This is a genomic window from Amycolatopsis sp. NPDC058278, from assembly GCF_042881395.1.
GTDB lineage: Bacteria > Actinomycetota > Actinomycetes > Mycobacteriales > Pseudonocardiaceae > Amycolatopsis.
This window is the reverse complement of sequence record NZ_JBHVXZ010000054.1, coordinates 1-22,440: the sequence shown is the minus strand read 5'-3', so window position 1 is coordinate 22,440 and position 22,440 is coordinate 1. Positions and strand designations below refer to the sequence as shown.

25 protein-coding genes and 1 pseudogene are annotated in these 22,440 nt (G+C 69.7%); 12 read left to right on the top strand and 14 right to left on the bottom strand.

Annotation, left to right across the window (positions count from 1 at the left end; genetic code table 11):
- Positions 1 to 96: 96 nt before the first annotated feature.
- Positions 97 to 744 (top strand): HD domain-containing protein, encoded by a 648-nt coding sequence (locus ACFVYA_RS26605; protein ID WP_387048773.1) that lies wholly within the window; start codon positions 97 to 99, stop codon positions 742 to 744.
- 84 nt (positions 745 to 828) lie between these two features.
- On the opposite strand, the pseudogene ACFVYA_RS26600 reads toward ACFVYA_RS26605, so the two are convergent.
- A pseudogene (locus ACFVYA_RS26600) lies at positions 829 to 951 on the bottom strand (IS30 family transposase); the annotation flags it as partial.
- A gap of 148 nt (positions 952 to 1,099) precedes the next feature.
- Between ACFVYA_RS26600 and ACFVYA_RS26595 the strand changes: the two are divergent.
- The gene (locus ACFVYA_RS26595; protein ID WP_387048771.1) at positions 1,100 to 2,179 is read left to right on the top strand and encodes a hypothetical protein; all 1,080 of its coding nucleotides are present in this window, start codon (positions 1,100 to 1,102) and stop codon (positions 2,177 to 2,179) included.
- Here the strand turns inward: ACFVYA_RS26595 and ACFVYA_RS26590 are convergent.
- Positions 2,073 to 2,855: a YoaK family protein gene (locus ACFVYA_RS26590; RefSeq protein ID WP_387048769.1), complete on the bottom strand. Its 783-nt coding sequence runs from the start codon at positions 2,853 to 2,855 to the stop codon at positions 2,073 to 2,075. The two genes, ACFVYA_RS26595 and ACFVYA_RS26590, sit on opposite strands and share 107 nt — an antisense overlap.
- A 23-nt stretch (positions 2,856 to 2,878) precedes the next feature.
- Entirely contained in the window at positions 2,879 to 3,757 is an 879-nt protein-coding gene (locus ACFVYA_RS26585; RefSeq protein ID WP_387048767.1) for an NAD(P)-dependent oxidoreductase, read from the bottom strand.
- 192 nt (positions 3,758 to 3,949) lie between these two features.
- Here ACFVYA_RS26585 and ACFVYA_RS26580 point away from each other — a divergent pair, with 192 nt between their 5' ends.
- Positions 3,950 to 4,636 (top strand): signal peptidase II, encoded by a 687-nt coding sequence (locus ACFVYA_RS26580; protein ID WP_387048766.1) that lies wholly within the window; start codon positions 3,950 to 3,952, stop codon positions 4,634 to 4,636.
- A 17-nt stretch (positions 4,637 to 4,653) separates the two neighbouring features.
- Here ACFVYA_RS26580 and ACFVYA_RS26575 read toward each other — a convergent pair whose 3' ends face one another.
- Positions 4,654 to 6,042: a CHASE3 domain-containing protein gene (locus tag ACFVYA_RS26575; protein WP_387048764.1), complete on the bottom strand. Its 1,389-nt coding sequence runs from the start codon at positions 6,040 to 6,042 to the stop codon at positions 4,654 to 4,656.
- 103 nt (positions 6,043 to 6,145) lie between these two features.
- Here ACFVYA_RS26575 and ACFVYA_RS26570 point away from each other — a divergent pair, with 103 nt between their 5' ends.
- Positions 6,146 to 6,790, top strand: a complete 645-nt coding sequence (locus ACFVYA_RS26570) for a response regulator (RefSeq protein ID WP_387048763.1) — start codon at positions 6,146 to 6,148, stop codon at positions 6,788 to 6,790.
- On the opposite strand, the gene ACFVYA_RS26565 is transcribed toward ACFVYA_RS26570, so the two are convergent.
- Positions 6,768 to 7,178, bottom strand: a complete 411-nt coding sequence (locus ACFVYA_RS26565) for a response regulator transcription factor (RefSeq protein ID WP_387048761.1) — start codon at positions 7,176 to 7,178, stop codon at positions 6,768 to 6,770. The two genes, ACFVYA_RS26570 and ACFVYA_RS26565, sit on opposite strands and share 23 nt — an antisense overlap.
- Before the next feature lie 220 nt (positions 7,179 to 7,398).
- Here ACFVYA_RS26565 and ACFVYA_RS26560 point away from each other — a divergent pair, with 220 nt between their 5' ends.
- On the top strand, positions 7,399 to 8,136 hold the full coding sequence (locus tag ACFVYA_RS26560) for an SDR family NAD(P)-dependent oxidoreductase (protein ID WP_387048759.1): 738 nt from the start codon (positions 7,399 to 7,401) through the stop codon (positions 8,134 to 8,136).
- Positions 8,137 to 8,183: 47 nt separating this feature from the next.
- Here ACFVYA_RS26560 and ACFVYA_RS26555 read toward each other — a convergent pair whose 3' ends face one another.
- The 3 genes from ACFVYA_RS26555 to ACFVYA_RS26545 are packed head-to-tail and all read right to left on the bottom strand — an operon-like array spanning position 8,184 to position 9,701.
- Positions 8,184 to 9,278 (bottom strand): sulfite oxidase, encoded by a 1,095-nt coding sequence (locus ACFVYA_RS26555; protein ID WP_387048757.1) that lies wholly within the window; start codon positions 9,276 to 9,278, stop codon positions 8,184 to 8,186.
- Between the two features lie 11 nt (positions 9,279 to 9,289).
- On the bottom strand, positions 9,290 to 9,478 hold the full coding sequence (locus ACFVYA_RS26550) for a hypothetical protein (protein ID WP_387048755.1): 189 nt from the start codon (positions 9,476 to 9,478) through the stop codon (positions 9,290 to 9,292).
- A gap of 4 nt (positions 9,479 to 9,482) precedes the next feature.
- Complete coding sequence (locus ACFVYA_RS26545; RefSeq protein WP_387048754.1) at positions 9,483 to 9,701, bottom strand: hypothetical protein; 219 nt, start codon at positions 9,699 to 9,701, stop codon at positions 9,483 to 9,485.
- Positions 9,702 to 9,975: 274 nt separating this feature from the next.
- Between ACFVYA_RS26545 and ACFVYA_RS26540 the strand changes: the two genes are divergently transcribed.
- Positions 9,976 to 10,311 carry a hypothetical protein gene (locus ACFVYA_RS26540; RefSeq protein WP_387048753.1) on the top strand — a complete coding sequence of 112 codons (336 nt, stop codon included), beginning with the start codon at positions 9,976 to 9,978 and terminating at the stop codon, positions 10,309 to 10,311.
- Here ACFVYA_RS26540 and ACFVYA_RS26535 read toward each other — a convergent pair.
- Together ACFVYA_RS26535 and ACFVYA_RS26530 are read right to left on the bottom strand one after the other, a co-directional pair.
- A complete protein-coding gene (locus ACFVYA_RS26535) occupies positions 10,302 to 11,213 on the bottom strand; it encodes a carotenoid biosynthesis protein (protein WP_387048751.1) in 912 nt (303 codons plus the stop codon). The two genes, ACFVYA_RS26540 and ACFVYA_RS26535, sit on opposite strands and share 10 nt — an antisense overlap.
- A 13-nt stretch (positions 11,214 to 11,226) precedes the next feature.
- Positions 11,227 to 11,859 (bottom strand): TetR/AcrR family transcriptional regulator, encoded by a 633-nt coding sequence (locus ACFVYA_RS26530; protein WP_387048750.1) that lies wholly within the window; start codon positions 11,857 to 11,859, stop codon positions 11,227 to 11,229.
- A gap of 79 nt (positions 11,860 to 11,938) precedes the next feature.
- Here ACFVYA_RS26530 and ACFVYA_RS26525 point away from each other — a divergent pair, with 79 nt between their 5' ends.
- Complete coding sequence (locus ACFVYA_RS26525; protein WP_387048748.1) at positions 11,939 to 13,024, top strand: hypothetical protein; 1,086 nt, start codon at positions 11,939 to 11,941, stop codon at positions 13,022 to 13,024.
- 12 nt (positions 13,025 to 13,036) lie between these two features.
- Here ACFVYA_RS26525 and ACFVYA_RS26520 read toward each other — a convergent pair whose 3' ends face one another.
- The 3 genes from ACFVYA_RS26520 to ACFVYA_RS26510 are packed head-to-tail and all read right to left on the bottom strand — an operon-like array spanning position 13,037 to position 15,481.
- Positions 13,037 to 13,639 carry a TetR/AcrR family transcriptional regulator gene (locus tag ACFVYA_RS26520; RefSeq protein ID WP_387048746.1) on the bottom strand — a complete coding sequence of 201 codons (603 nt, stop codon included), beginning with the start codon at positions 13,637 to 13,639 and terminating at the stop codon, positions 13,037 to 13,039.
- On the bottom strand, positions 13,636 to 14,520 hold the full coding sequence (locus ACFVYA_RS26515; protein WP_387048745.1) for an NAD(P)-dependent oxidoreductase: 885 nt from the start codon (positions 14,518 to 14,520) through the stop codon (positions 13,636 to 13,638). Before ACFVYA_RS26515 ends, ACFVYA_RS26520 begins: the two co-directional genes overlap by 4 nt.
- 1 nt (position 14,521) lies before the next feature.
- Positions 14,522 to 15,481, bottom strand: a complete 960-nt coding sequence (locus ACFVYA_RS26510; RefSeq protein ID WP_387048743.1) for an aldo/keto reductase — start codon at positions 15,479 to 15,481, stop codon at positions 14,522 to 14,524.
- 168 nt (positions 15,482 to 15,649) lie between these two features.
- Between ACFVYA_RS26510 and ACFVYA_RS26505 the strand changes: the two genes are divergently transcribed.
- Positions 15,650 to 16,147, top strand: coding sequence for a hypothetical protein (locus ACFVYA_RS26505; protein ID WP_387048741.1), 498 nt, complete (start codon positions 15,650 to 15,652; stop codon positions 16,145 to 16,147).
- A gap of 86 nt (positions 16,148 to 16,233) precedes the next feature.
- Here ACFVYA_RS26505 and ACFVYA_RS26500 read toward each other — a convergent pair whose 3' ends face one another.
- Positions 16,234 to 18,021 (bottom strand): sigma-54-dependent Fis family transcriptional regulator, encoded by a 1,788-nt coding sequence (locus tag ACFVYA_RS26500; RefSeq protein ID WP_387048739.1) that lies wholly within the window; start codon positions 18,019 to 18,021, stop codon positions 16,234 to 16,236.
- Positions 18,022 to 18,196: 175 nt separating this feature from the next.
- Here ACFVYA_RS26500 and ACFVYA_RS26495 point away from each other — a divergent pair, with 175 nt between their 5' ends.
- From ACFVYA_RS26495 to mimD, 4 genes are all read left to right on the top strand, one after another.
- Positions 18,197 to 19,834: a methane monooxygenase gene (locus tag ACFVYA_RS26495; protein ID WP_387048737.1), complete on the top strand. Its 1,638-nt coding sequence runs from the start codon at positions 18,197 to 18,199 to the stop codon at positions 19,832 to 19,834.
- A 76-nt stretch (positions 19,835 to 19,910) separates the two neighbouring features.
- Positions 19,911 to 20,957 (top strand): FAD-binding oxidoreductase, encoded by a 1,047-nt coding sequence (locus tag ACFVYA_RS26490; RefSeq protein ID WP_387048736.1) that lies wholly within the window; start codon positions 19,911 to 19,913, stop codon positions 20,955 to 20,957.
- Positions 20,958 to 20,970: 13 nt separating this feature from the next.
- A complete protein-coding gene (locus ACFVYA_RS26485) occupies positions 20,971 to 22,074 on the top strand; it encodes an aromatic/alkene monooxygenase hydroxylase subunit beta (RefSeq protein ID WP_387048734.1) in 1,104 nt (367 codons plus the stop codon).
- Positions 22,071 to 22,421, top strand: a complete 351-nt coding sequence (mimD, locus tag ACFVYA_RS26480; RefSeq protein WP_387048732.1) for a propane 2-monooxygenase effector subunit MimD — start codon at positions 22,071 to 22,073, stop codon at positions 22,419 to 22,421. The genes ACFVYA_RS26485 and mimD overlap by 4 nt, the downstream gene beginning before the upstream one ends.
- Positions 22,422 to 22,440: the final 19 nt, after the last annotated feature.

The following is a 22,440-nucleotide window of genomic DNA, read 5'->3' as shown; positions in this document are numbered from 1 at the left end:
TTGGGGTTGTTTTTTTTTTTTATTTTCTTGCGTGGTGTTGGCGGGGGGTTGGGGCGCCGGGGGGGGCCGGCCCCCCGACCAAACCGGGAGGAAGCCATGGCCACCACTCGACAGACCGCCGCCGGCGTGACGGTCCCCGACACCAAACTCGCTCGCGAAGCCACCGAACTGGTGCGTGACTGCACCACCGAGCTCGTGTACCACCACTCCCGCCGAGTCTTCTGGTTCGGCAGCCTGCAAGGCCGGAACCGGGGGCTCAGCTTCGACCCGGAACTGCTCTACCTCGGGGCCATGTTCCACGACCTGGGGCTCAACGCACAGTTCGGCAGCAGCGGCAGGCGGTTCGAAGTGGACAGTGCCGACGAAGCCCGCCGGTACATGCAGGGCCGGGGCGCGCCGGAGGACAGCATCCGTCGCGTGTGGACGGCCATCGCCCTCCACACCACCCCGGGCATCCCGGAGTTCATGGAGCCCGAGGTCGCACTGGTCACCGCCGGGGTCGAGTACGACGTGCTCGGCATCGGCTACCACGACATCAGTGCGGCCGACCGCGCCGAGATCACCGCTTTGCACCCGCGGCCGGACTTCAAACGCCGCATCCTCGAGACGTTCACCGAAGGCATCGCGCCCAAACCGGCGACCACGTTCGGCAACGTCAAGGCGGACGTCCTGGAGCGGTTCGTACCGGGCTTCCGCCGGGGCAACTTCGTGGACGTCATCGAGAACTCCGACTGGCCGGAGTAGGCCCGTTCGAGTTCGTGAAGGCGAGGCGGATTCACGCGGGTACTGGCGGAGCAGGCCGTTGGTGTTTCGTTGCTCCCGCGACACTGTCGAGGCTGGCCGCCCGATCGCTCGTCCGATCACGCCCGGGCTGTGACCTGCGGCGTTCAGGCAGGCGATCTCTTCCCGCTCGGCCAGGCTGGCCAGGCGTGGTGCGTTACTCCGAGCCACCTTGAGGAACTCAGAGTTCCTCAAGGTGGCCTTCACGCTTTCAGCGGCGCCACGAGCAGCATCTCGTAACCGGTGGGCAGACAGTGCTACGCTTAATCCGACAGGTGCCGGATTAGCGTCCGGGTGGCCCCGGGAGAAGGGCGAAACGGTGAACGCTTCACTTTCGCGGCTCGGCGCGTCGGCGCAGGACTACGAACGGATCGGCATCAGCCCGGACGCGGTGGCCGTCTGGGAGGACGGGGCCCGGACCGACGGCGGTCCGGGCACGTACGAGTGGTGGTACTTCGACGCGCACCTCGACGACGGCGCCAAGCTGGTGGTGGTGTTCTTCACCAAGCACTTCACCGACATCGGCAAGCCGCTCGCGCCGATGATCCGCATCGACCTCGACCTGCCCGACGGAACCACCCACCACAAGGTCGCCGAGTTCGCCTCGGAGGACTTCACCGCGTCGACCGATCGGTGCGCCGTCCGCGTCGGTGCCAACTCGTTCAGCGGCGACCTGCACACCTACAAGATCATCGCGACGATCGAGGACGTGTCCGTCCAGGTCAACCTCACCGGTGAGGTCCCGGCGTGGCGCCCGGGCACCGGGCACCTGTACTTCGGCGCCGGCGACGAGCACGAGTTCGACTGGCTTCCCGCGGTGCCCCAGGGGAAAGTGGACGTGACCTACCGCGTGGCGGGTGTACCGTCCGGCTCGTCCGGCGTGGGGTACCACGACCACAACTGGGGCAACGCCCCGATGAACTCGTTGATCCACCACTGGTACTGGGCCCGGGGACAGGCCGGTCCGTACACCGTCGTCGCGTCCTACATCACGGCTGAGCGGAAGTACGGCTACGCTGAGCTGCCGATCTTCCTGCTGGCCGAGAACGGCCGGATCGTCGCCGACGACGCGGGCAAGGTTACCTTCGAAGAACTCGGCACCTACACCGACACCACGACCGGGAAGCCGGTCGCGAACGTCACCCGGTACACCTACGCCGACGGCGACGACCGTTACGTCGTCACGTTCACCCGCCACCGGGACCTCACCGCGGACCGGATGATCGACCAGATCCCGGGGGTGAAGAAGGTGGCCGCCAAGCTCACCCGCTTCGACGGTGCCTACCTGCGCTTCACCGGGGAGCTGCGGGTCGAGCACCTCCGCGCGGACCACGTCGTGGCGAGCCACGTCGACACGGCTGTCTGGGAGCTGATGTACCTCGGCCGGACGCGGACCTGACGGATCGGTCCGGGCTCGTCAGCAGCACCCCGACCACGACGACGAGAACGGTCGCGAGCGCGATCACCGTCGTCGGGCCGGTGACCTGCAGCAGCACCGCGCCCGTGGCGGCACCGGCCAGCATCGCCAGCACCGAGCCGAGCCGCCGGGGGGCCCGGGCGCCGGGCCCGCCCGCGAGCCGGCTGTCCGCGGCCAGGCCGGTGAGGCCGAGCGTGAGCACGGTGGTGGTCAGGTCCGCCGCGCCGAGACGGCGGACAGTCGCGTTCTGCAGCCCGAAGGTCGCGGCGAGGACGGCGGTGGTGACGAGCGCTCGGTGGCCCGTGTACCCGAGCACGCCGGCTACGCCGAGCACCGTGACCGCCGCGAGGACCCCGGCCTGGACGGCGAACACGATCCGAAGCCAGTGCCGCGGCCGGCCGTCCAGGTGGCGGCCGAGCCGCCCGCCCACGACCGCACCGACGAGGAACGCGCCGATGCCCATTGCCGACGCGGGGATCGAGAGCCCCGCGTTCGTCTGCAGCGCGAAGCCGAGGAAAACGACGTTCCCGGTCATGTTGGCGACGAACACGTGGCCCATCCGCAGATAGCTGACCGCGTCGATCAGGCCGGTCACCGCGGTCAGCGTCAGCAGGGCGCCCACCAGTCTGGGTGACCTGATCGGCAGGGTGATCGCCATGGCCCCTCCTCGGGTCGGGTTCGTCAGTGGAAGCGGGACGCGAGGATCGTCTCGACGACCGCCGAGAAGTCGGGATCGCCGGCCCGGTCCTCGGCCGCCTGCTGGAGCCAGCCGACGGTGGCCGCCGCGATCGGCAGCTCCTCGCCCGCGAGCCGGGTGACCAGGCGCAGGTCCTTGAGCGCGAGACTCAGCTTGAAGTTCGGCGGGTAGGCCTCGGCCTCGATGTTGGCGCGCTTGGCGTGGACGGTCGGTCCGAGAGGCGACTCGGCGAGGACGTCCAGCAGGGTCGTGCGGTCGAGCCCGAGTGTGCGGCCGACCGCGAGCGCCTCGCCGAGTGCGGTGATCCCGACGCCGAGGGTCAGGTTGACGACCACCTTGGTGGCCGCGCCCGCGCCCGGTCCGCCGACGTGGTGCGGCGTGCCGAGGACGGCGAGCAGCGGCCGCACCGACTCGAAGTCCGCCGCGGTCGCGCCGACGTAGATGATGAGTCGTCCCGCGGTCGCCTCCGGGACGCTGCCGCGCACCGGCGCGTCGACGAGGGTGACGTGGTCGGGCAGCCGGCGGTTGATCGACCGGATCTCGAGCGGGCCGACGGTGGACATGTCGATGAGCACCTGCCCTGGCCGCACCGCGTCGAGCGCGTCCGACAGGACCTGGTCCAGCGCCTCGGGGTTGGCCAGCATCGTGATCACGGTGTCGGCGCCGGCCACCGCTGCGCCGGGTGTCTCCGCCGCTACGGCGCCCCGTTCGACGAGGGGTGCGGTCTTGCCGGCTGTCCGGTTCCACACGGTGACGTGGTGGCCGGCTTCGAGCAGCCGGGTCGCCATCGGCGTGCCCATCAGGCCGAGGCCGAGGAAAGCGAGCTTTGCCACGGAGTTCTCCTTTGCCCATGCGGGTCCCACCGAGCGGGACCACGTCTGCTTCCAGTCTCACCACGCGTGGCGCCGGTGTCGTCGCCGCTGGTGCACATCTCGGCATTCCTGCCACCCGGCAGGGCAAACGGGCGCTGGCCGGGCAGACCGCACGGTTCACCGCCCCGATTCTTGGAGCAGGGGAAGAAACCGCGCCGCCCGCCATGGTCAGGGAGACGAGAAATGGACCGCACTGCTGCCGTTGCCACTGTCCACATTGCACGGAGGGACGTCGCGCGGAAGGCCGATGGCCTCCGCGCGCGGGCCATCGGCCTGCTGGTCGCGGTCATCGCGGTGGATCAGGCGGTCAAGTGGTGGGCCTGGCGCCACACCGGCACCGCACGCATCAACTTCGGTGGCGACATCTTCGTGAACGCCACGATCAGCCAGTGGTACGCGAACCCGGTGAGCGGCGCGGTGCTCGATCTGCTGGACTTCGGGTTGCTGACGGCGGCCATCGTGTTCCTGGTGCACCGCCGCCGCCCGGTCGTCGTGCTCGTCGTGGGCGCCTTCACGATCGGGGGATGGGCCAGCAACCTCATGGATCGCCTCGGCCTGCACTACTGGACGGCGCCGGGCAGCGTGCGTGGCGCGGTCGACTTCATTCCCCTCGGGAACATCTGCTTCAACGTCGCGGACGTGTTCATCCTCGTCGGCACGCTGCCGCTGGTCGTGGCCGTGTGCGCGACAAGCCGTTCGGCCACCATCGTTTCCGCGGCGCCGAGGGTGTACCGGACGCGCCGGGCACGCGGGTGGCTGGCCGGGATCGCGACTGCGACGTGCCTGGTCGCCGTGGTCACCGTGGGGGCTACCGACTACGGCGGCATCACCGTGCCGAACGCGGTGACCAGTGAGGCCGCCGCCCGGTGAGGACCAGGCGGATCTCGTCAGTTCCGGTCGGTGGGCAGGTGCACCAGCACCGTGGTGCCCTCGCCGGGTGGGCTGGTGATCTCGACCGTGCCGTCCAGGGCCTGGACGCGGTCGGTGAGGCCGACCAAGCCGGAGCCGTGACTCGCGGCCGCGCCGCCGACGCCGTCGTCGCGGACCGAGAGGCGCAGGACGCCGTTGCGGGCGTGCACGTCGATCCAGGCGATGGTGGCCTCGGCGTGTTTGGCGGTGTTGGTGAGCGCCTCGGAGACGACGTAGTACGCGGCGACCTCGACCTGTTCCGGCGCGCGGGCCGGGATGTCCACCTCGAGTTCCACCGGGACCACCGAGCGGCGGGCGAGCGCCCGGAGTGCGGGTGGCAAGCCGCCTTCGGACAGGATCGCCGGGTGGATGCCGCGGGAGAGCTCGCGCAGGTCGTCGGTCGCGTTGATCAGCTCGCCCGCGATCTCCACCAGCTGTGCGCGCAGCTCAGGGGGCGCGGTCGCCTCCACGGTGCGCAGCTCCAGCGTCATGGACACGAGCCGCTGCTGGATGCCGTCGTGCAGATCCCGTTCGATGCGCCGCCGGGCCTGGTCGCCCGCGGCCACGATCCGGGCCCGTGACGCGGCCAGCTCCGCACGGCTCACCTGCAAGGAGCCCGCCATCGTGTTGAAGCTGCGTTCGAGCACACCGATCTCGCCGACGCCACGCTCGGGCAGGCGCGCGCTGAGGTCCCCACCGGCGAGCCGGCCGGCCATGCCTGCCGCCCGGCGCACCGGCCCGACGATCGCGCGCGAGAGGTACACCGCGAACAGGACGATCAGCAGGACCGAACCGCCGAGGCCGATGGCCGTCGCGACGGACGCCCGGAGCGCCACCTCGTCGGAGTTGCCCTGCCGGGCCGCGGCCTGGTCCTGCTCGGTGGACGTGAACCGGTCGAACTCCCGCCGGATCGCGTCGATGCGCCGCACGCCTTCGTCGACGGCCGCGGGGGATCTGGCGGCGGCGAGGTTCCCCCGCGCGGTTTGGATGAGCGGGATCGAGTAGTCCTGGATGTAGGAGGCGGCGTCCCGCTCGATCCGGCTCGCCACCGCGAGCTGCTGAGGGTTGTCGGCCACCATCTGCGCCAGGGTCGCCGCCTGCCCGGGAACGGCGGCCCGGCCGGACTGCCAGAGCACGAGGCTGCGGTCCTGGCCGGTGACGAGGAAGCCGCGTTCGCCTGCCTCGATGTCCACGACCAGCCGCTCGAGCCGGTTGGCGGCCACGAGCACCTCTTCGGAGTGGAACGCCATCTGCTCCGACCGGCGCAGGTCCGCGTTGGTCACGAGCAGCACCGTGAACGCGGCACCGACGATCAACGCCAGCAGCCCGCTCGCCACGAGCATGCGACGCGTCAACCCGGCGCTCAACTCAGGCTCCGGTCCGTCGAAGCGGCCACGGAGTGCCACGACGTGGGACGCTAGACCATGTGGGAGGCTGGCCGAAAGTGCTGGTCCCGACAATGGAGCTGCGATGCGGGTGATGCTGGCCGACGACGACGTGCTGCTGCGTGAGGGCCTGGCGAGCCTGCTCGAGCGGTCCGGCTTCGAGGTTGCCGGGCAGGCCGGCGACGCTGCGGCGCTGCTGGCGTCGATCCGCGAGAAGGCGCCCGACCTGGTGGTTGTCGATATCCGGATGCCGCCGACGCACACCACGGAGGGACTGGACGCGGCCAGGGAGATCCGCGCCGAGTTCCCCGACGTCGCCATCCTGGTGCTGTCGGCGCACGTCGAGGTCGAGCACGCGATGGAGCTGCTCGCCAGTGGCCAGCGGATCGGTTACCTGCTCAAGAGTCGGATCACCGACGTCGAGGACTTCATCGAGACGGTGGAACGGATCGCCAGGGGCGGCTCGGTCGTGGACCCGGCGCTGGTGCGGGAGCTGGTGAACGCACGCAAGCGCGACGACCCGCTCGCCGTGCTCAGCGAACGGGAGCGGGAAGTGCTGGCGCTGATGGCCGAGGGCCGGTCCAACTCCGGCATCGCCCGCAGGCTGTGGGTCACCGAGGGGACGGTGGAAAAGCACGTGCGGCACATCCTCGCCAAGCTGAAGCTCCCGGAAGCCGAAGAGGATCATCGCCGGGTGCTCGCGGTGGTCACGTTCCTCGACGCCCGTTGACCTGGCCATCCCCGTCCTGACCGATTTCGTCGCGGCCGAGCATGCCTCGGATGGCGGCCGCGGACAGCGCGGTCTTCGGCAGGAAGCCCGCCGCCGGGCTCGCCGCGATGAGCTCGGCATAGTCGTCCTCCGCGTGGGTCGAGATCAGGATCAGGCGGGCGGCCGCAATGCCGGCGTCCCGGTTGAGCAGCCGGACCACGTCGAAGCCGCTCTGGCCGCCGAGATCGATGTCCACCAGCGTGACGTCCGGCCGCAGCTCCGTCACGCTGCGCAGCGCCTCGGCCGCGGTGGAAGCGACACCGACGACCGCGACGCCCTGGCGTTCCAGCAGGCCGCGAGCGGCCTGCTGGAACTGGGGACTGTCGTCGACAATCAAGCAGCGGAGCACGACTTCAGCATGTCAGGGGGATTCCCGGTGCGCATTCCGGCTAGCGGGGATCCTTCGCGGGACGGTCGGCCGCCGGGCCGGTGGGTGCTGGCAGGTACGGCGGGATGACCGGTGGCGGGGGCCGCGGGTAGGCGCTGGCAGCGATGACACGGGGACGGTCCGGGGTGATGCTCGGACGACAGCGACTTCGGTGCAACGACCTCGGTGAAGGAGACGCGCCATGCCGGACTGGTCCACGGTGCCCCCGGCGGGGACCCGGGTCCTGGTGACCGGAGCAGCGGGTGGACTGGGGCGCGTCTTGGCAGGCGCGCTGGCCGAGGTGGGCGCCGAGGTCATGGGCCTCGACCTGCCCGGCACGGACGCGACCGTCACGGCCGACCTCACCGACGATGACCGCGCGCGCCGCGCCGTGGCCGACGCGGTGGCGCGGCTGGGCGGCTTGGACGCCGTGGTCGGCGCGGCCGGCGTGGTGGACACCATCCATCGCGCGGAGACGTTCCCGCTGAAGGAGTTCCGCGGCGACATCGAGGCGAACCTGGTCGCCCAGTTCACCGTTGCCCAGGCCGCCTTCCCCGCGTTGCGGGCGGGGGACCGGCCCTCGATCGTCTTCTTCTCCTCGGTCGCGGCGCAGGACGGCCTGCCCGGCCAGGTGGGCTATGCCGCTGCCAAGGCCGGCGTTCTCGGGCTGACCAGGTCGCTCGCCGCGGAGTGGGCCGGTGCGGGGATCCGGGTCAACGCCGTGGTCCCCGGGCTCGTCGCGACACCGAAGGTGCTCGCGCTGCCGTCTGCGGTGCGCGACCGGCCGCTCGCGAGTGTCCCCATGCGGCGAGTCGCGGCACTCGGCGAACTCGTCGGTTCGGTGCTCTACCTGCTGTCACCCGCGGCGGGCTACCTCACCGGGCAGGCGTTGCGCCTCGACGGCGGTTCCGGGCTCGCCCAGGCCGGTCTCCACCACTGAAGGAGTAGCTCTTCTCGGCGCGGCAAGTGCGGGCCGGGTTCGTCGGGCTACATCGTGCGCGGTTCGACGTGCACGGGGTGGGCCAGCACCGCATGGTGGAGGTAGCCGAGCTCGTTCCACGACGTGACGTCCGGTTGGGTGCGTCCGTGGTCGTCGGTGGCCCGCACCCGCAGGACGTGGTCGCCGGGTGCCGGATTCCAGGTGAACTGCCAGCGCACCCACGCCCCAGGCGTGGCGGAGGACGTGATCGGCGCGTGGTGCCAGGGGCCGTCGTCGATGCGGTACCGGACCGACACGACCCGGCTCTCCCCGGCGAACGCGCGTCCCCGGATCACCTGCGGTTCCGCCCGTAGCCGGGCCGGCCAGGGCAGTTCCACCAGGCTGGCCACCGGGAGCGTGGTGATCGCCGGACCGAGTGCGGGTCCGGCCACCGGGCGGTCCGGGCTGATCAGCACGTAGTCGTCGGTGTTCCACGGCACGTACAGGGGCTCCTCGGAGACCTGGATCCGGCCCAGCCACTTGATGCTGGCCGCGCCGAGCCAGCCGGACACCACCAGCCGGGCCGGGAACCCGTGGTCGGGCGGGAGCACCTCGCCGTTCATCGCCAACGCCACCAGTGTGTCGTCGGCCAGGGCCTTGGTCACCGGCAGCGGCCTGCGGGCCCGGATCGCGTCGAGTCCTTCCGGCATGACCTCGCACGCACCGGGGGTGACTCCGGCCGGGGCGAGCAGGTCGCGCAGCCGGACCCCGGTCCATTCGGCGGTGCCGATCGCGCCACGCCCCCATTGCGTGCCCGCGAACCGGCGGCCGAACTCCTCGCCCATCAACACGCGGCGGTTGCCCGCGCACTCGATCGTGCGAACCACGGACTGCAGTGGAAAGCGGCGCCACAGTTCGTCGTAGGTGTAGACGCGCGGTTCGCGCACCCCGTTTCCGTCGATGCGCAGGGTCCAGTCCGTCGCGTCCAGGTGCGGTGTGGGGGCGTGGCTGCGGATGAAGAACCGGTCGGCCGGGGTGAGAAAGCCCGGCATCCGATCCGGCCGGGTCCCGTAGTCCAGGCCGGTGCCGGTGTCTTCCATCAGCTCGGGCGGGGTGGGTTTGCGGACATTGTGGACAGTAGCTGTCGGCTGCTGGGTCGTCATCCGGCTCTCCTTCAGTCCTGCGGTCCGATGAGGGCCAGCCGCGCACCGGCGGCGATCAGGCCGTCGGCGTGCACGCGGGCGTGGTGGCGGCAGAACAGCAGCTTCCCCGCGGGCATCAGGGCTTGCAGTTGCGCGGTGGCCGGGCAGCGGTCACACCAGTCGTCGCGGATCACGGGTGCGGGAACTTTCGTGGTGATCATGCCGTCACGCTGCCTTCAGCAGCAGCTGGGCCGACGGGGTGAGCCGCACCGGCTCCGTGGCGCTGAGCAGGCCGATCTCGGCCAGGTGGTCAGCGACGAACTGGTCGGCGCAGTAGGCGCTGTCGACGAACAGGGTGTGGCTGATCCGCCGGCAGCGGCCGTCCGCCACCGCGTGCAGGACGGCCCGGTCGCGGTGGCTGAGGTGCGGGTTCTTCGGTGGCATGGCCTTCGTCTCCTCGTCCTCGAACGCTTCGACACGTGAGGTTCGGAAACAGCGTCGCGCAGTACACCCGGCACGGGCATCGCCGCTAGTGGCCGTCGGCGCCTGATGCTGTCCGGAGTCCGCGGGTACCTGCTGGCATGCAGCCGTGGGCCGGCGGCTCGGTCATCGCCCGCTGCCGTGGCCGACGTTCGCCTGGAGCCACGAGGAGAGCACGCCGACGAGGCCGGGGTCGGTCTCGGTGCGTTTCTTGGCCCCGGGTGAGTTTCGGAGGCGCTTGACGGCCTTGGTGTGGTACTCGTGGATGAGCTGGACGGCGGCGGGGGCGTCGCGACAGGCGCTGGCGGCGGGGGTGATCCCGTTCCAGCAGGGTGTGCCTTCGCCGGCGAAGTCGGTCGGCCGGATCCCCGACTACACCGAGGGAGAGGGGACGATCGTCGGCGGGGCCACGGCGGACCTGGCGACCGCGGCCGCGCAGGCCGTCGTCCCCGGCGGCATCGTCGACCGCCTCGTTCGGCTGAGCGACGGCGAGTACGAGGTCCACAACGTCAGCATCAACTGGCCGCATCACGTCTTCGTCGGCCAAGGTTTCCAGGTCCTCGGCTACGAATAGCCGCCGCGCGCGACGGCCTCGGGGGCTCGCCGGCCGGCGTCGCTCTCCGGCGTCGGTGCCGCGGTGGCGGTGCGCCGCTGGGCGATGCGCAGCAGTGCCAGGAGGGCGAGGAAGAACATCCCGTAGACGGCGAGCAGCACGGACGTCTCGTAGATGTCGGCGGTGTGCCAGGTCGCGCCGGTGGCGTCGGTGACGGTGGTGTGCTCGGCGGTGAAGTACGTGGTGACGAACGAGATCGCCGTGGTGGCGTAGAGCAATACGGCCTGCAGGTCGCTGATCGTGGTTCGCTCAGGCTGGGCGGCCGGGCCGCTGCGGCGCAGGTAGAGGGCGAAGACCTGCATGAACAGGTAGACGGTGAAGGTCCAGCCCAGGAAGTTGACCAGGGGCACGCCGAAGAAGCCGCCGCCGTTCTCCCAGATCCAGGCCTGGTGGATGGTCGAGGTGGCGGGGTCGAGCGCCAGGTCCCACGCGGTCATGGCGAACGCGCCGACGACGGGCGTGCCGATCGTGGTCAGCCAGGACGAGCCGCGGCGCACGTCGCCGAGCAGCGCGGTGGCCACGATCCAGGCCACGTAGCCGGTGGCCAGATAGGACGGGCCGATGAACCAGGGGACCTCGAAGATCTTCCCGCTGCCGGTGTAGTGGTAGTGACCGAACGGGAAACCGGTCTGGATACTGAGGTTCTCCAGGATGTTGCTGATGATCAGGCCCGCCGCGACGAAGACCCCGATGGCACGCGGGCCGTAGCGCTGTGCGCCGTGCAGCACCACGAAACCAACTTGGATCACGATCACGGGCAGCCGGATGCCCGCGCCGGGGACGAAGGCCGCGACGAGCAGGCCGGCGAGGATGACGGCGGTGAGGATCCACAGCGTCCGAGGGGAACGTCGGATGGCGGTCATGGCGTGGCTCCAGCTATTCGGCGGGTTGGGTCAGCAGCCCATTGAGGACCACCGTGCTGAGCAGTTCGTGGTCGGCAGCGTCGTCGGGCCGGCCGAACAGCCGCGCCAGCGGTGCCTGGCTGTACATCGCCAGGGGCTTGGTGACGGCGAAGTGGAACAGGTAGAACGGGATGTCGCGGAGCACGCCCTGCCGGACGAGCTGCTCGAAGGCCGGATGGGCCGCGTCGTTGAGCGGGCTCATCAGGGTGTGGAGGTACGCCAGGCGTGGTGAGTCGCGGCCGGCTTCGTAGTCGACGACCCGGCCGAGGTGCGGATGGCGGGCACTGACCTGGTGGAAGGCGCGCACGCCGGCGATCAGCCGGGCGAGGTCGTCGGTGGGCCGCTCGTGGGCGAGGGCTGCCATGACCTCTTCGTTCACCTGGGCGACGGCGGCGTCCATGACGGCCCGCCAGAAGGCGTCCTTGGTTCGGTACCGGTCATGGATGAAGGTGTGTCCCATGCCGAGGCGCTCGTTGAGCTGCCGCACCGACACCGCCTCGTAGCCCAGTTCCGCGAACGCCTCGAGGCCGCGCTGCAGGATCTCCGCCAGCTCGGGCAGTGCTGCGTCGGCGGGCGGACGCCCTGGTGCGCGCGGTGCTCTTGGCACGGAACCTCCTGTACTCGGCTGACCGGTGCCAACCTTAATCCGACAGCTGCCGGATTACAAGAAACCGGAGGGCAGCACGATGAACGCCACACCTGCACGCCTCGGCGCGACCGCCGAGGACTACGCCCGGATCGGGATCAGCCCCGGCCGGGTCGCGCCGTGGGAAGACGGGACACGGACCGGCGGCGACGCGGGGACCTACGAGTGGTGGTACTTCGACGCCCACCTCGACGACGGCGCCAAGCTGGTCGTGGTGTTCTACACCAAGAACTTCACCGACATCGCCAAGCCGCCCGCGCCGACGATCCGCATCGACCTCGACCTGCCCGACGGCACCAGCCACCACAAGATCGGGAAGTTCGCGCCGGAAGAGTTCTCGGCGTCCCGCGAGCGGTGCGACGTGCGCATCGGCGCCAACGTGTTCAGCGGCGACCTGCACAGCTACCAGATCGTCGCGGAGGTGGAGGACATCGTCGTCGAGATCAGTCTCGTCGGCGACGTCCCGGCGTGGCGACCGGCAACGGGGCACCTGTATTACGGCGCCGACGACGAGCACGAGTTCGACTGGCTGCCCGCGGTGCCGCAGGGCAAGGTCGAGGCGACCTACCGCGTGGCCGGCGCGTCTGCCGAGACCTCCGGTGTGGGATACCACGACCACAACTGGGGCAACGCGCCGATGACTTCCCTGGTCGACAACTGGTACTCGGCCCGTGGCCAAGCCGGGCCCTACAGCGTCATCGCCTCCTACGTGACAGCGGAACGGAAGTACGGTTACGCCGAGATCCCCATCTTCATACTGGCCGAGAACGGCAAGGTCATCGCCGACGACGGCGGCAAGGTGACCTTCGAACGGCTCGGTGCCTACACCGACACCACCACGGGGAAACCGGTCGCCAACCTGACCCGCTACACCTACACCGACGGCGACGACAGCTACGTCGTCGCCTTCACCCGCCACCGCGACCTCACCGCGACCAAGCTGATCGACGAGATCGAAGGCCCCAAGAAGCTGGCCGCCAGGATCGTCGGCTTCGACGTCGCCTACCTGCGCTTCACCGGCGAGCTGCGGATCGAGCACCACCACGCGGGGGTGCTCGTGGACAGCCACGCCGACTCCGCCATCTGGGAGCTGATGTACCTCGGCAAGGCGCGGGCCGGTCGCTGACGCGGCACGGGCTCAGGCTGGGGATTCTCGCCGGATGCCGTCGAGGGCCATGTCGACGACATTGCGGACGAAGCGGTCGTTGAGCGGTGCGTGGCCGTGCAGCAGGCGGTGGTAGAGGGGGCCGTAGAGCAGGTCGAGCGCGACGTCGACGTCGGTGCCGGCCGGGATTTCGCCGCGCTCCGCGGCGCGCCGGAAGATCTCGTGGCCTTGTGCGCGGCGCGGTTCGACGAACCGCTGCCGGTATTCGGCGGCGAACACCGGGTCGGTCCGGGCTTCGGTGATGAGGGCCGCGAGCACGCGGCCGTAGGGCCGGCTGCCGGCGAGCCGGGCCCAAGGGCGCAGCAGCGAGACGAGGTCGCCGCGCAGCGTGCCGGTGTCGCGGGGGCGGGGGCGCGCCGCGGACCATTCGGTGTACAGCGCGTCGAGGGCCAGGGTCTGCTTGGTCGGCCACCAGCGGTAGATGGTGGCCTTGCTGACCCCGGCCCGGTCGGCGACGGTGTCCATGCTGACCTCGGAAAGGCCGTGGGTCAGCAGCAGTTCCGCGGCCGCGTCGAGGACGGCCTGGTGCGCCTTCTCGCTGCGTGGCCGTCCTCGTTGCTGCTTTTCGACCGTCATGCCGCTTGGGGTTCCCCGCTGGCCGCGGCGAGTACCTGGTAGAGGCCGGCGATATCGCGGTGCTCGTAGCCCATCTCCCCGGCCAGGCTGAGCATGTGCTCGGCGGCGGAGGCCGCGGGCAGCGGGATCTGCGCGGCCTGGGCGGCGTCGAGGGCGAGGTGGATGTCCTTGTGCATGAGTTCGACATCGAACCACGCGTGCTCGGGCAGGTCGAGAGCGAGGGGGGCCCGGGCCTGCAGCATCGGTGACCCGATCGCCGAGCCGGTCATCACGCGGGCGGCCAGTGCCGGATCGATGCCACCGCGTTCGGCCAGGAGGAGCCCTTCGCTGAAGGCGAGCATCTGCGCGGCGAGGCTGATGTTGATCGCCAGCTTGAGCAGCAGGCCCTGGCCGTTTTCCCCGACGTGCGTGATGCGGTTGCCGAGCTGGGACAGCAGCGGCGCGACGGTCAGGAACGCCTTCTCGGGGCCGCCGACCATGATCGTGAGGGCGCCGGTCTCGGCGGCGGGGACGCTGCCGGACACCGGGGCGTCGATCATGGTGGCGCCCACCGCCCGGACCCGCGCCGCCAGCCCGCGGCTGGCCCGCGGGCCCACCGTGCTCATCTCGACGTAGGTGGTCCCCGGCCGCAGTCCGGCCAGGATGCCGTCCGGTCCACGGGTGATCGCGGCCAGCGCGTCGTCGTCGGTGACCATGCTGAAGACCACCTGCGCGGCCGCCGCGACCTCGCGTGGGGTGTCCCGCCAGATGAGCCCGTCGTCGATCAGGCCGGCAGCCTTGGCCCGGGTGCGGTTGGTGCCGGTCACCTGGTTGCCGCTGAGCAGGCGGCGGGCCAGCGGCGCGCCCATGGCGCCGAGGCCCACGAAGCCGATCGTGGTCATGTCAGGACCTTCCTTCGATGAGGGTGATGTCGGAGTCGGTGAGTTCGAGGTTCGCCGCGGCGAGGATCGGGTCGACCTGGGCGGGCCGGCGGAAGCCGGTGATCGCGCCGTCCACGGCCGGATTCCGCAGTGTCCAGGCGACCGCGACGGCACCGGGGGTGGTGTCGTAGAAGTCGGCGACCTCCTGCAGCCGGGCGGCGATCCCGAGGTGGCGGGACAGCTGCGGCTCGGTGAACCGCGGGTCGCTCCGGCGCCAGTCGTCGGCGGGCATCGCCGCGATCCGCTCCCGGGTGATCGCCCCGGTCAGCAGGCCGGAACCCATGGGGGAGTAGACGATGACGCCGATGTCCTCGCGTTCGGCGAAGTGCAGGATCTCGTCCTCGGCCTCGCGGTCGATCAGCGAATACTGCGGCTGGAGCGTCTCGACCGGCGCGATCCCCTGGATGCGCTTCAGCTGGCCGGTGTCGAAGTTGGACACTCCGATGTGCCGCACGAGGCCGCGTTCCTTCAGCTCGGCCATGGCGGCCCAGCCTTCCTCGATGTCGCCCTCGGGGATGGGCCAGTGGATTTGGTAGAGGTCGATCGCGTCGACGCCGAGCCGCTTCAGGCTTGCTTCGGCTTCTCGCAGGATCGAGTCGCGCTTCAGGCTGTGGCGCACCCGCCCGGTGCCGTCGTCGAGCAGCGACGCCTTGGTGAACACGTACGGCCGCCGCGCGAGACCCTCCAGTGCGCGGCCGACGACCTCTTCGGAGCGGCCGAAGCCGTATGCGGCGGCTGTGTCGATCCAGTTGACGCCGAGTTCCAGGGCACGGTGGATCGCGGCGGCCGACTCGTCGTCGGCCTGCGGTCCCCAGCCGAACTCCCAGCCACCGCCGCCGATCGCCCACGCGCCGAAGCCGACGCGGGTGATCTCCAGGCCGGTGGCGCCCAGCGGGGTGGTCGCGAGCTGTGTTCGCTGCATGGGTTCCTCCGTTGGTCGGATTGTCTCTCGTAACAAAACTGTACTACCAGTTTCGTTATTCAAGGTTGTTCCGATGCTCACATCCGAGACCGGGAACAAGCCGGTGACGTGCGAAGGTTGAGTCGGTAAAACTGAACGCCCAGTTTCGAAATGCGAGGAGTCCGCACCGTGACGATCCTTACCGCACTCGGCCGGGCCGAGCCGTCTTTCCTGCTGCAGCGGGCGCAACCGGCGTTAACCGGGCTCATCGACGGCTCGTTGTCCACGCTGGCGCCGATTTTCGCCGTCGCGCTCGCCACCCACGAACCGCGGTACGCCTTCTTCGCCGGATTGGCCACGGCGATCGGCGCGGGCGTCAGCATGGCCTTTTCCGAGGGCCTGTCGGACACCGGCGACCAGACCGGTCGGGGAAACCCGTACCGGCGCGGAGCGATCACCGGGGTGGGTACCTTCCTCGGCGGCGTGCTGCACACCCTCCCGTTCCTGATCCCCGCGTACCACCTCGCGCTGGCTGTCGCGCTCGCCACGATCGCCGTCGAACTGCTGGCGCTGGCCTGGCTTCGGTGGCGCTTCTTCGGCACCGGTTTCCTGCGTTCCTTCGTGGCCATCGCGCTCGGCGGAGCGATCATCACCGGCGTCAGCGCCGCGCTCGGCGCGGCCGGCTGACGGGAGGGAAGACCATCGCGGCGATGCTCGTCGCCGGTGCGTTCGCGGCCGTTGTGACGCGCGGGCGGGGATCCGTCCGGGAGGGTTCAGGAGTAGTCGGGGACGATGCCGAACGCCCGGATCTTCCGGTAGATCGTGGCCCGAGACATGCCGAGGTCGGCCGCGGCCCGCTCCTTGCTGCCCTTGTTGGCTGCGAGGCTGCGCACGATGGCGTCGCGTTCGATCGTCTCCAGCTTGGTCAGCCGGCGTCGGGTGAACGTCCGGCACTCCGTGGGGAGGTCGGCGACCTCGATCGTGCCGGTCCGGCAGTTCCGAGCCGCTTCGGCCAGCACCTGGTCGAGTTGCCGGATGTTGCCCGTCCAGGGCAGCCGCATGAGCTGACGCAGGGTCGCGTCCGACGTGGTCAGAGGGCGGTTGTTCGCGTGGCGGGCGAGGAGGTGCGGCACGAGGCGGTGCAGGTCCTCGCACCGGTGACGCAGGGAAGGGACGTCGATGGCCCGGGCGAAGAACGGCATCAGCCAGCCCTGTACGTCCGCGTCGGGCTCTCCGTCGCCGAACGTGGCCGCGACCCAGATCGGGGCACGCGCCGGAGGTGCTCCTTGCCAGGTCGTCAGCAAGTCGGTGACGCGCTGCAACGCCTCATCGGTGAGCGCGTCGGCGTGCTGGAGGATCACGGCGGGGGCGTCCCCGCTCGTCACTTCGCCGGTCAAGGCGTGCGCCCACGTCTCGTCGTCCTCCGCGGCGGCGCAGTCCAGCACGACCGGACGGCGTCCGTGCCGGAGCGTGACGGCCTGCGCCATCGCCGTCTTGCCGACGCCACGCTCGCCGCTCAGCGCCAGCCAGTTCCGGCCGGTGAAGCTCGCGTCGGCGGCGGCGCACGCCTGCCGCCAGAGCGAGCTGGTACCGACCACGCCCGGCAGCTGGAGGTCGGCCCGGCGGGTCGTGCGCCGGGACCCGGTCTGGCTCTTCACCCGGAAGACCCCGCCCGCGAGCGCCGAGCCGCTGTAGACCGGCCGGTACTCGAGCCGGGCGACGAGGCCGGAGGGGAGGTCGGCCACCACGGTCACCGGCTTGGCCGACCCGACCATGTCGGCCGTGTGGGTGATCAGCGCCGCTCGGTCGGTGACGTCGAACAGCTCCTCGGCGTGGCTGTTGACCATGACGACGTCCTGGTTGACGGCCAGGACCGCGCCCGAGCCGCGCTGGCAGGACGCGAGGTATTCACGGAAGAGGCTCAGCTCGCGGGCACCGGTGCTGGCCAGCATCGCCTCCTCGATCCGCTTGGCCGTCGTGCGCGCCAGCGTCAGCAGCAGCGGCCCCGAGGTGTCGGCCCACGAGGTCAGGTCGAGGACGCCGGCCAGGTGGCCGCGGATGGGGTGGATGATCGGCGCGCCGGCGCACTCGAACTCCGTCAAGTTGCTGTTGTAGTGCTCGAACCCGGAGACGAGCACGGACTTCTGGCACTCCAGCGCGGTGCCGATGCCGTTGGTGCCCACCGACTCCTCGGCGTAGCTGTAGCCGGGCGCGAGCGAGACGCGGTCCAAGCCCGAATTGAGGGCCCGGTCCGTGCTGAATCGGTTCACCACCAGGCCGTGGGCATCGGTCAGCAGGATGGCCACCGGGTGAGAGGCCAGCTCGGCGGACAGATTGGTCAGCACGGGCGTGGCGCTGTGCGACAGGAGACTCTCTTCGTCGCGGTCGGCGACGAAGACGGGCGCTGATTCCTCCACGCCGACCTGGTGTTCCAGCGCCCGCCGCCAGGACGCGGTGATCACGTCCCGCACGCCGGGAATCTCGGGGACGAGCCGGGACAGGAACTTCTCCCGCAAGGAGCGCATCGGCTGCGGCTCGGGCCGGTCTTCGTGCGTTGTCACCACCGTCTCCTTTGACGTCGGGCGCCGGGTCCGGTCGACCCGTGACGTCATGGTCGCGCGGATTCGCGAGACGCTTGGTCTCACATTGAGACAGACCGTACCTGCGATCCGCAACACACTCCTCCCGTCAGACGTACGGCCGGGCTGAGAGACCCCGGTTTCGAGGAGGCCGATTTTGAGCAGGCAGAGTCTCACCAAAGCGCACAACAAGATCACCGAACTGTCGTGGGAGCCGACGTTCGCCACGCCGGCGACCCGGTTCGGGACGGACTATACGTTCGAGAAGGCGCCCAAAAAGGACCCGCTGAAGCAGATCATGCGCTCCTACTTCCCGATGGAGGAGGAGAAGGACAACCGGGTCTTCGGTGCCATGGACGGCGCGATCCGCGGGAACATGTTCCGGCAGGTGCAGCAGCGCTGGCTCGAGTGGCAGAAGCTGTTCCTCTCGATCATCCCGTTCCCGGAGATCTCGGCCGCCCGCGCGATGCCGATGGCGATCGACGCGGTGCCGAATCCGGAGATCCACAACGGACTCGCGGTGCAGATGATCGACGAGGTCCGGCACTCGACGATCCAGATGAACCTCAAGAAGCTGTACATGAACAACTACATCGACCCGGCGGGGTTCGACATCACCGAGAAGGCGTTCGCGAACAACTACGCGGGCACCATCGGCCGCCAGTTCGGCGAGGGGTTCATCACCGGTGACGCGATCACCGCGTCCAACATCTACCTGACCGTGGTCGCGGAAACAGCGTTCACCAACACGCTGTTCGTCGCGATGCCCGACGAGGCCGCCGCCAACGGCGACTACCTGCTGCCGACGGTGTTCCACTCGGTGCAGTCGGACGAATCCCGGCACATCAGCAACGGCTACTCCATCCTCCTGATGGCGCTGGCCGACGAGCGCAACCGCCCGCTGCTCGAGCGGGACCTGCGCTACGCCTGGTGGAACAACCACTGCGTGGTCGACGCCGCGATCGGCACCTTCATCGAGTACGGCACGAAGGACCGCCGGAAGGACCGCGAGTCCTACGCGGAGATGTGGCGCCGCTGGATCTACGACGACTACTACCGCAGCTACCTGCTGCCGCTGGAGAAGTACGGCCTGGTCATCCCGCACGACCTGGTCGAGGAGGCGTGGAACCGGATCACGAACAAGTTCTACGTCCACCGGGTCGCCCAGTTCTTCGCGACCGGGTGGCCGGTCAACTACTGGCGCATCGACGGCATGACCGACACGGACTTCGAGTGGTTCGAGGAGAAGTACCCGGGCTGGTACAACCAGTTCGGCAAGTGGTGGGAGGCCTACAACCGGCTGAGCCGCCCGGGCCGCAACAAGCCGATCGCCTTCGAGGACGTCGGCTACGAATACCCGCACCGCTGCTGGACCTGCATGGTGCCCTGCCTCGTCCGCGAAGACCTGGTGGTGGACAAGGTCGACGACCAGTGGCGGACATACTGCTCGGAACCCTGCGCCTGGACGGACAAGACCGCCTTCCGGCCGGAGTACGAGGGCCGGCCGACCCCCAACATGGGCCGGCTCACCGGAGAGCGCGAGTGGGAAACCCTGCACCACGGCCGGGACCTCGCCGACATCGTCAAGGACCTGGGCTACGTCCGCGACGACGGCCGGACCCTCATCCCGCAGCCCCACCTGGACCTCGACGACCCCAAGAAGCTGTGGACGCTCGACGACCTCAAGGGCATCCAGTTCGCCAGCCCGAACGTGACGCTCAACCAGATGAGCGACGTCGAGCGTGAGCAGTGGGCCGCGGCGTACCGCGCCAACCCCAACATCACCGCGGCCTGACGGCCTGAGGACCAGCGGACGGCGGCGCGTGCGGAACGTCGCCCGCCGCCGTCCGCCCCGAGAATCGAGAGAGCAGATGGCCGACAAGCATCGCATCTCCTTCGAACCGGTCGACCTCGAGATGGAGGTCGGCGAGGACGAAAAGATCCTGGACGCCGCGTTCCGGCAGGGCATCCACCTCATGCATGGCTGCCGTGAGGGTCAGTGCTCGGCGTGCAAGTCCTATGTCCTGGACGGCGAGCTCCAGATGGAGCGCTACTCGACGTTCGCCTGCAACGACGCGGAGGTCGAGGAGGGCTACGTGCTGCTCTGCCGGGCGCACGCCTTCAGCGACTGCACGATCGAGCTGCTCAACTTCGACGAGGAGGAGCTGCTCAACTCCGCGCCGCTGCAGAACATCAGGACCGAGGTCGCCGAAATCGTGCCGCACACGCACGACATCGTGGGTCTCAAGCTCAAGCCGGTCGAGCCGGCCGGGTATGAGTTCAAGCCCGGTCAGTACGCCGACCTGACCATCCCGGGCACCGACGAGCACCGGTCGTTCTCGATGGCGACGATCCCGTCGACCATCGACCACATCGAGTTCGTCATCAAGAAGTACCCCGGTGGCCGGTTCTCGTCGTTGCTGGACGAAGGAATCGAGGTCGGCCACACGATCCACCTGACCGGTCCCTACGGCAACTTCACCCTCAAGAGCGGGCACGTGCTGCCCCTGGTGCTGATGGCGGGCGGCGCGGGCATGGCACCCGTGCTCGCGCTGCTCCGACACCTGAGCGACACCGGCGACACCCGCCGGATCCGTTTCTACTACGGCGCCCGCACGCCCGCGGACCTCTTCTACCTGGACGAGATCCGCGCACTGGGCGAGCGGCTCGACGACTTCGGCTTCGTCGTGGCTCTTTCGGAGTCCGTCGACGGCGCGGAAGCACTCGGCGTCACCGCGGAGCCGGGGATGGTCACCGACGTCGTCGAGGCCAGGGAGCCCGACCTGCACCGGGCCGAGGTCTACCTGTGCGGGCCGCCGCCCATGGTGGACGCCGCGCTGGCGCTGGCCGCGCGGCACGGCGTCCCCGACGACCAGGTGTTCTACGACAAGTTCACGACCTCCGTCCATGAAGACTGAGAGGAGACAGCACATGGCAACCCCCGCGCCGAAGGTGCGCAGCTTCCCGAAGGTGGAGTTCACCGACTCCGAAGCCGGCGCCCTGCAGTTCCCCAGCTCCAGGAGCCGGACCTTCACCTACTTCAAGCCGGCCAAGCTCCGGGCGACCGTGTACGAGGACGTGACCGTCGATGTGCAGCCGGACCCGGACCGGCACCTGTCCCAGGGCTGGATCTACGGCTTTGGCGACGGGCCTGGCGGGTACCCGCCGGAGTGGACGAAGGCGAAGTCCTCGAACTGGCACGCTTTCCTCGACCCCAACGAGGAATGGGAACAGACCATCTACCGCAACAACTCCGCGGTGGTGCGTCAGGTCTCCCTCGGCCTCGAGAACGCCAAGCGGGCCGGCGCCTACGGCAACTGGAACCCCGCCTGGCAGAAGTTCATCGCGCGCAACCTGGGCGCCTGGATGCACGCCGAGAACGGCATGGCGCTGCACGTCTTCACCTCGATCCAGCGGTCCGGCCCGACGAACATGATCAACACCGCGGTGGCCGTCAACGCCGCGCACAAGATGCGGTTCGCCCAGGACCTCGCCCTGTTCAACCTGGACCTGTCCGAGTCGCTCGAAACCTTCGACGGCGCGGTCCACAAGGAGGTGTGGCAGTCGGCCGAGGAGTGGCAGCCCACCCGGCGGGTCGTCGAGGAACTCACGGCGGTCGGGGACTGGGCCGAGCTCCTGTTCGGCACCAACGTCGTCTTCGAGCAGCTGGTCGGGCAGCTCTTCCGGTCCGAGCTGGTGATGCAGATCTCCGCGAAGAACGGCGACTACATCACGCCGACCATCGTCGGCACCGGCGAGTACGACTACAGCCGCGACCTCGCCTACACCCGCTCCCTCTTCCAGCTGCTCACCCGGGACGAACAGATCGGCGCGGGCAACAAGGAGCTGTTCGGCCAGTGGCTCTCGACGTGGGTGCCGCGGTGCCTGGACGCCGCGCTCGCGCTGCAGCCGATCTGGTCGCAGCCGGCGGAGAAGACGCGAACGTTCGCCGATTCGCTCGACGCGACCAAGGAGAAGTTCGCCCAGCTGCTCGACGAGATCGGGCTCGACGTTCCGAAGGAGTTGGACCAGTGAGCAGTCCCCTGCAGTTCGGCGCCCAGACCGCGTCGTCGAACATGTGCGGCGTCACCCTGATGAACACCCCGATCGGCCGCGTGGTCGCCGACGTGATGGGCGCCAAGGACGGCGTCACCCTCGTCGAGTACCCGTCCATGATCCGCGTGGACGGCACGAAGCTGCTGGAGTTCGACTACGACGAGCTGACCGACGCGCTCGGCCAGCCGTTCGACGGCTCGATCTTCGAGGAGATCAGCTCCACCCACTACGGCCGCATGGTGCACCTCGACGACCGCACGCTGCTCTTCGCCAACCCGGAGGACGCCGCCGAGTACATCGGCTTCGACCTCTCCGCGCACGGCTGAAGCCGGACCGACCGACCGT

Bases quoted from the DNA above. Each gene is read 5' to 3' on its own strand.
- ACFVYA_RS26485 (WP_387048734.1), top strand. From the start codon at position 20,971: ATGGCAACCCCCGCGCCGAAGGTGCGCAGCTTCCCGAAGGTGGAGTTC.
- ACFVYA_RS26560 (WP_387048759.1), top strand. From the start codon at position 7,399: ATGCCGGACTGGTCCACGGTGCCCCCGGCGGGGACCCGGGTCCTGGTG.
- ACFVYA_RS26550 (WP_387048755.1), bottom strand. From the start codon at position 9,478: ATGATCACCACGAAAGTTCCCGCACCCGTGATCCGCGACGACTGGTGT.
- ACFVYA_RS26490 (WP_387048736.1), top strand. From the start codon at position 19,911: ATGGCCGACAAGCATCGCATCTCCTTCGAACCGGTCGACCTCGAGATG.
- ACFVYA_RS26580 (WP_387048766.1), top strand. From the start codon at position 3,950: ATGGACCGCACTGCTGCCGTTGCCACTGTCCACATTGCACGGAGGGAC.
- ACFVYA_RS26570 (WP_387048763.1), top strand. From the start codon at position 6,146: ATGCGGGTGATGCTGGCCGACGACGACGTGCTGCTGCGTGAGGGCCTG.
- ACFVYA_RS26555 (WP_387048757.1), bottom strand. From the start codon at position 9,278: ATGACGACCCAGCAGCCGACAGCTACTGTCCACAATGTCCGCAAACCC.
- ACFVYA_RS26545 (WP_387048754.1), bottom strand. From the start codon at position 9,701: ATGCCACCGAAGAACCCGCACCTCAGCCACCGCGACCGGGCCGTCCTG.
- ACFVYA_RS26510 (WP_387048743.1), bottom strand. From the start codon at position 15,481: ATGCAGCGAACACAGCTCGCGACCACCCCGCTGGGCGCCACCGGCCTG.
- ACFVYA_RS26605 (WP_387048773.1), top strand. From the start codon at position 97: ATGGCCACCACTCGACAGACCGCCGCCGGCGTGACGGTCCCCGACACC.
- ACFVYA_RS26520 (WP_387048746.1), bottom strand. From the start codon at position 13,639: ATGACGGTCGAAAAGCAGCAACGAGGACGGCCACGCAGCGAGAAGGCG.
- ACFVYA_RS26535 (WP_387048751.1), bottom strand. From the start codon at position 11,213: ATGACCGCCATCCGACGTTCCCCTCGGACGCTGTGGATCCTCACCGCC.
- ACFVYA_RS26525 (WP_387048748.1), top strand. From the start codon at position 11,939: ATGAACGCCACACCTGCACGCCTCGGCGCGACCGCCGAGGACTACGCC.
- ACFVYA_RS26515 (WP_387048745.1), bottom strand. From the start codon at position 14,520: ATGACCACGATCGGCTTCGTGGGCCTCGGCGCCATGGGCGCGCCGCTG.
- ACFVYA_RS26590 (WP_387048769.1), bottom strand. From the start codon at position 2,855: ATGGCGATCACCCTGCCGATCAGGTCACCCAGACTGGTGGGCGCCCTG.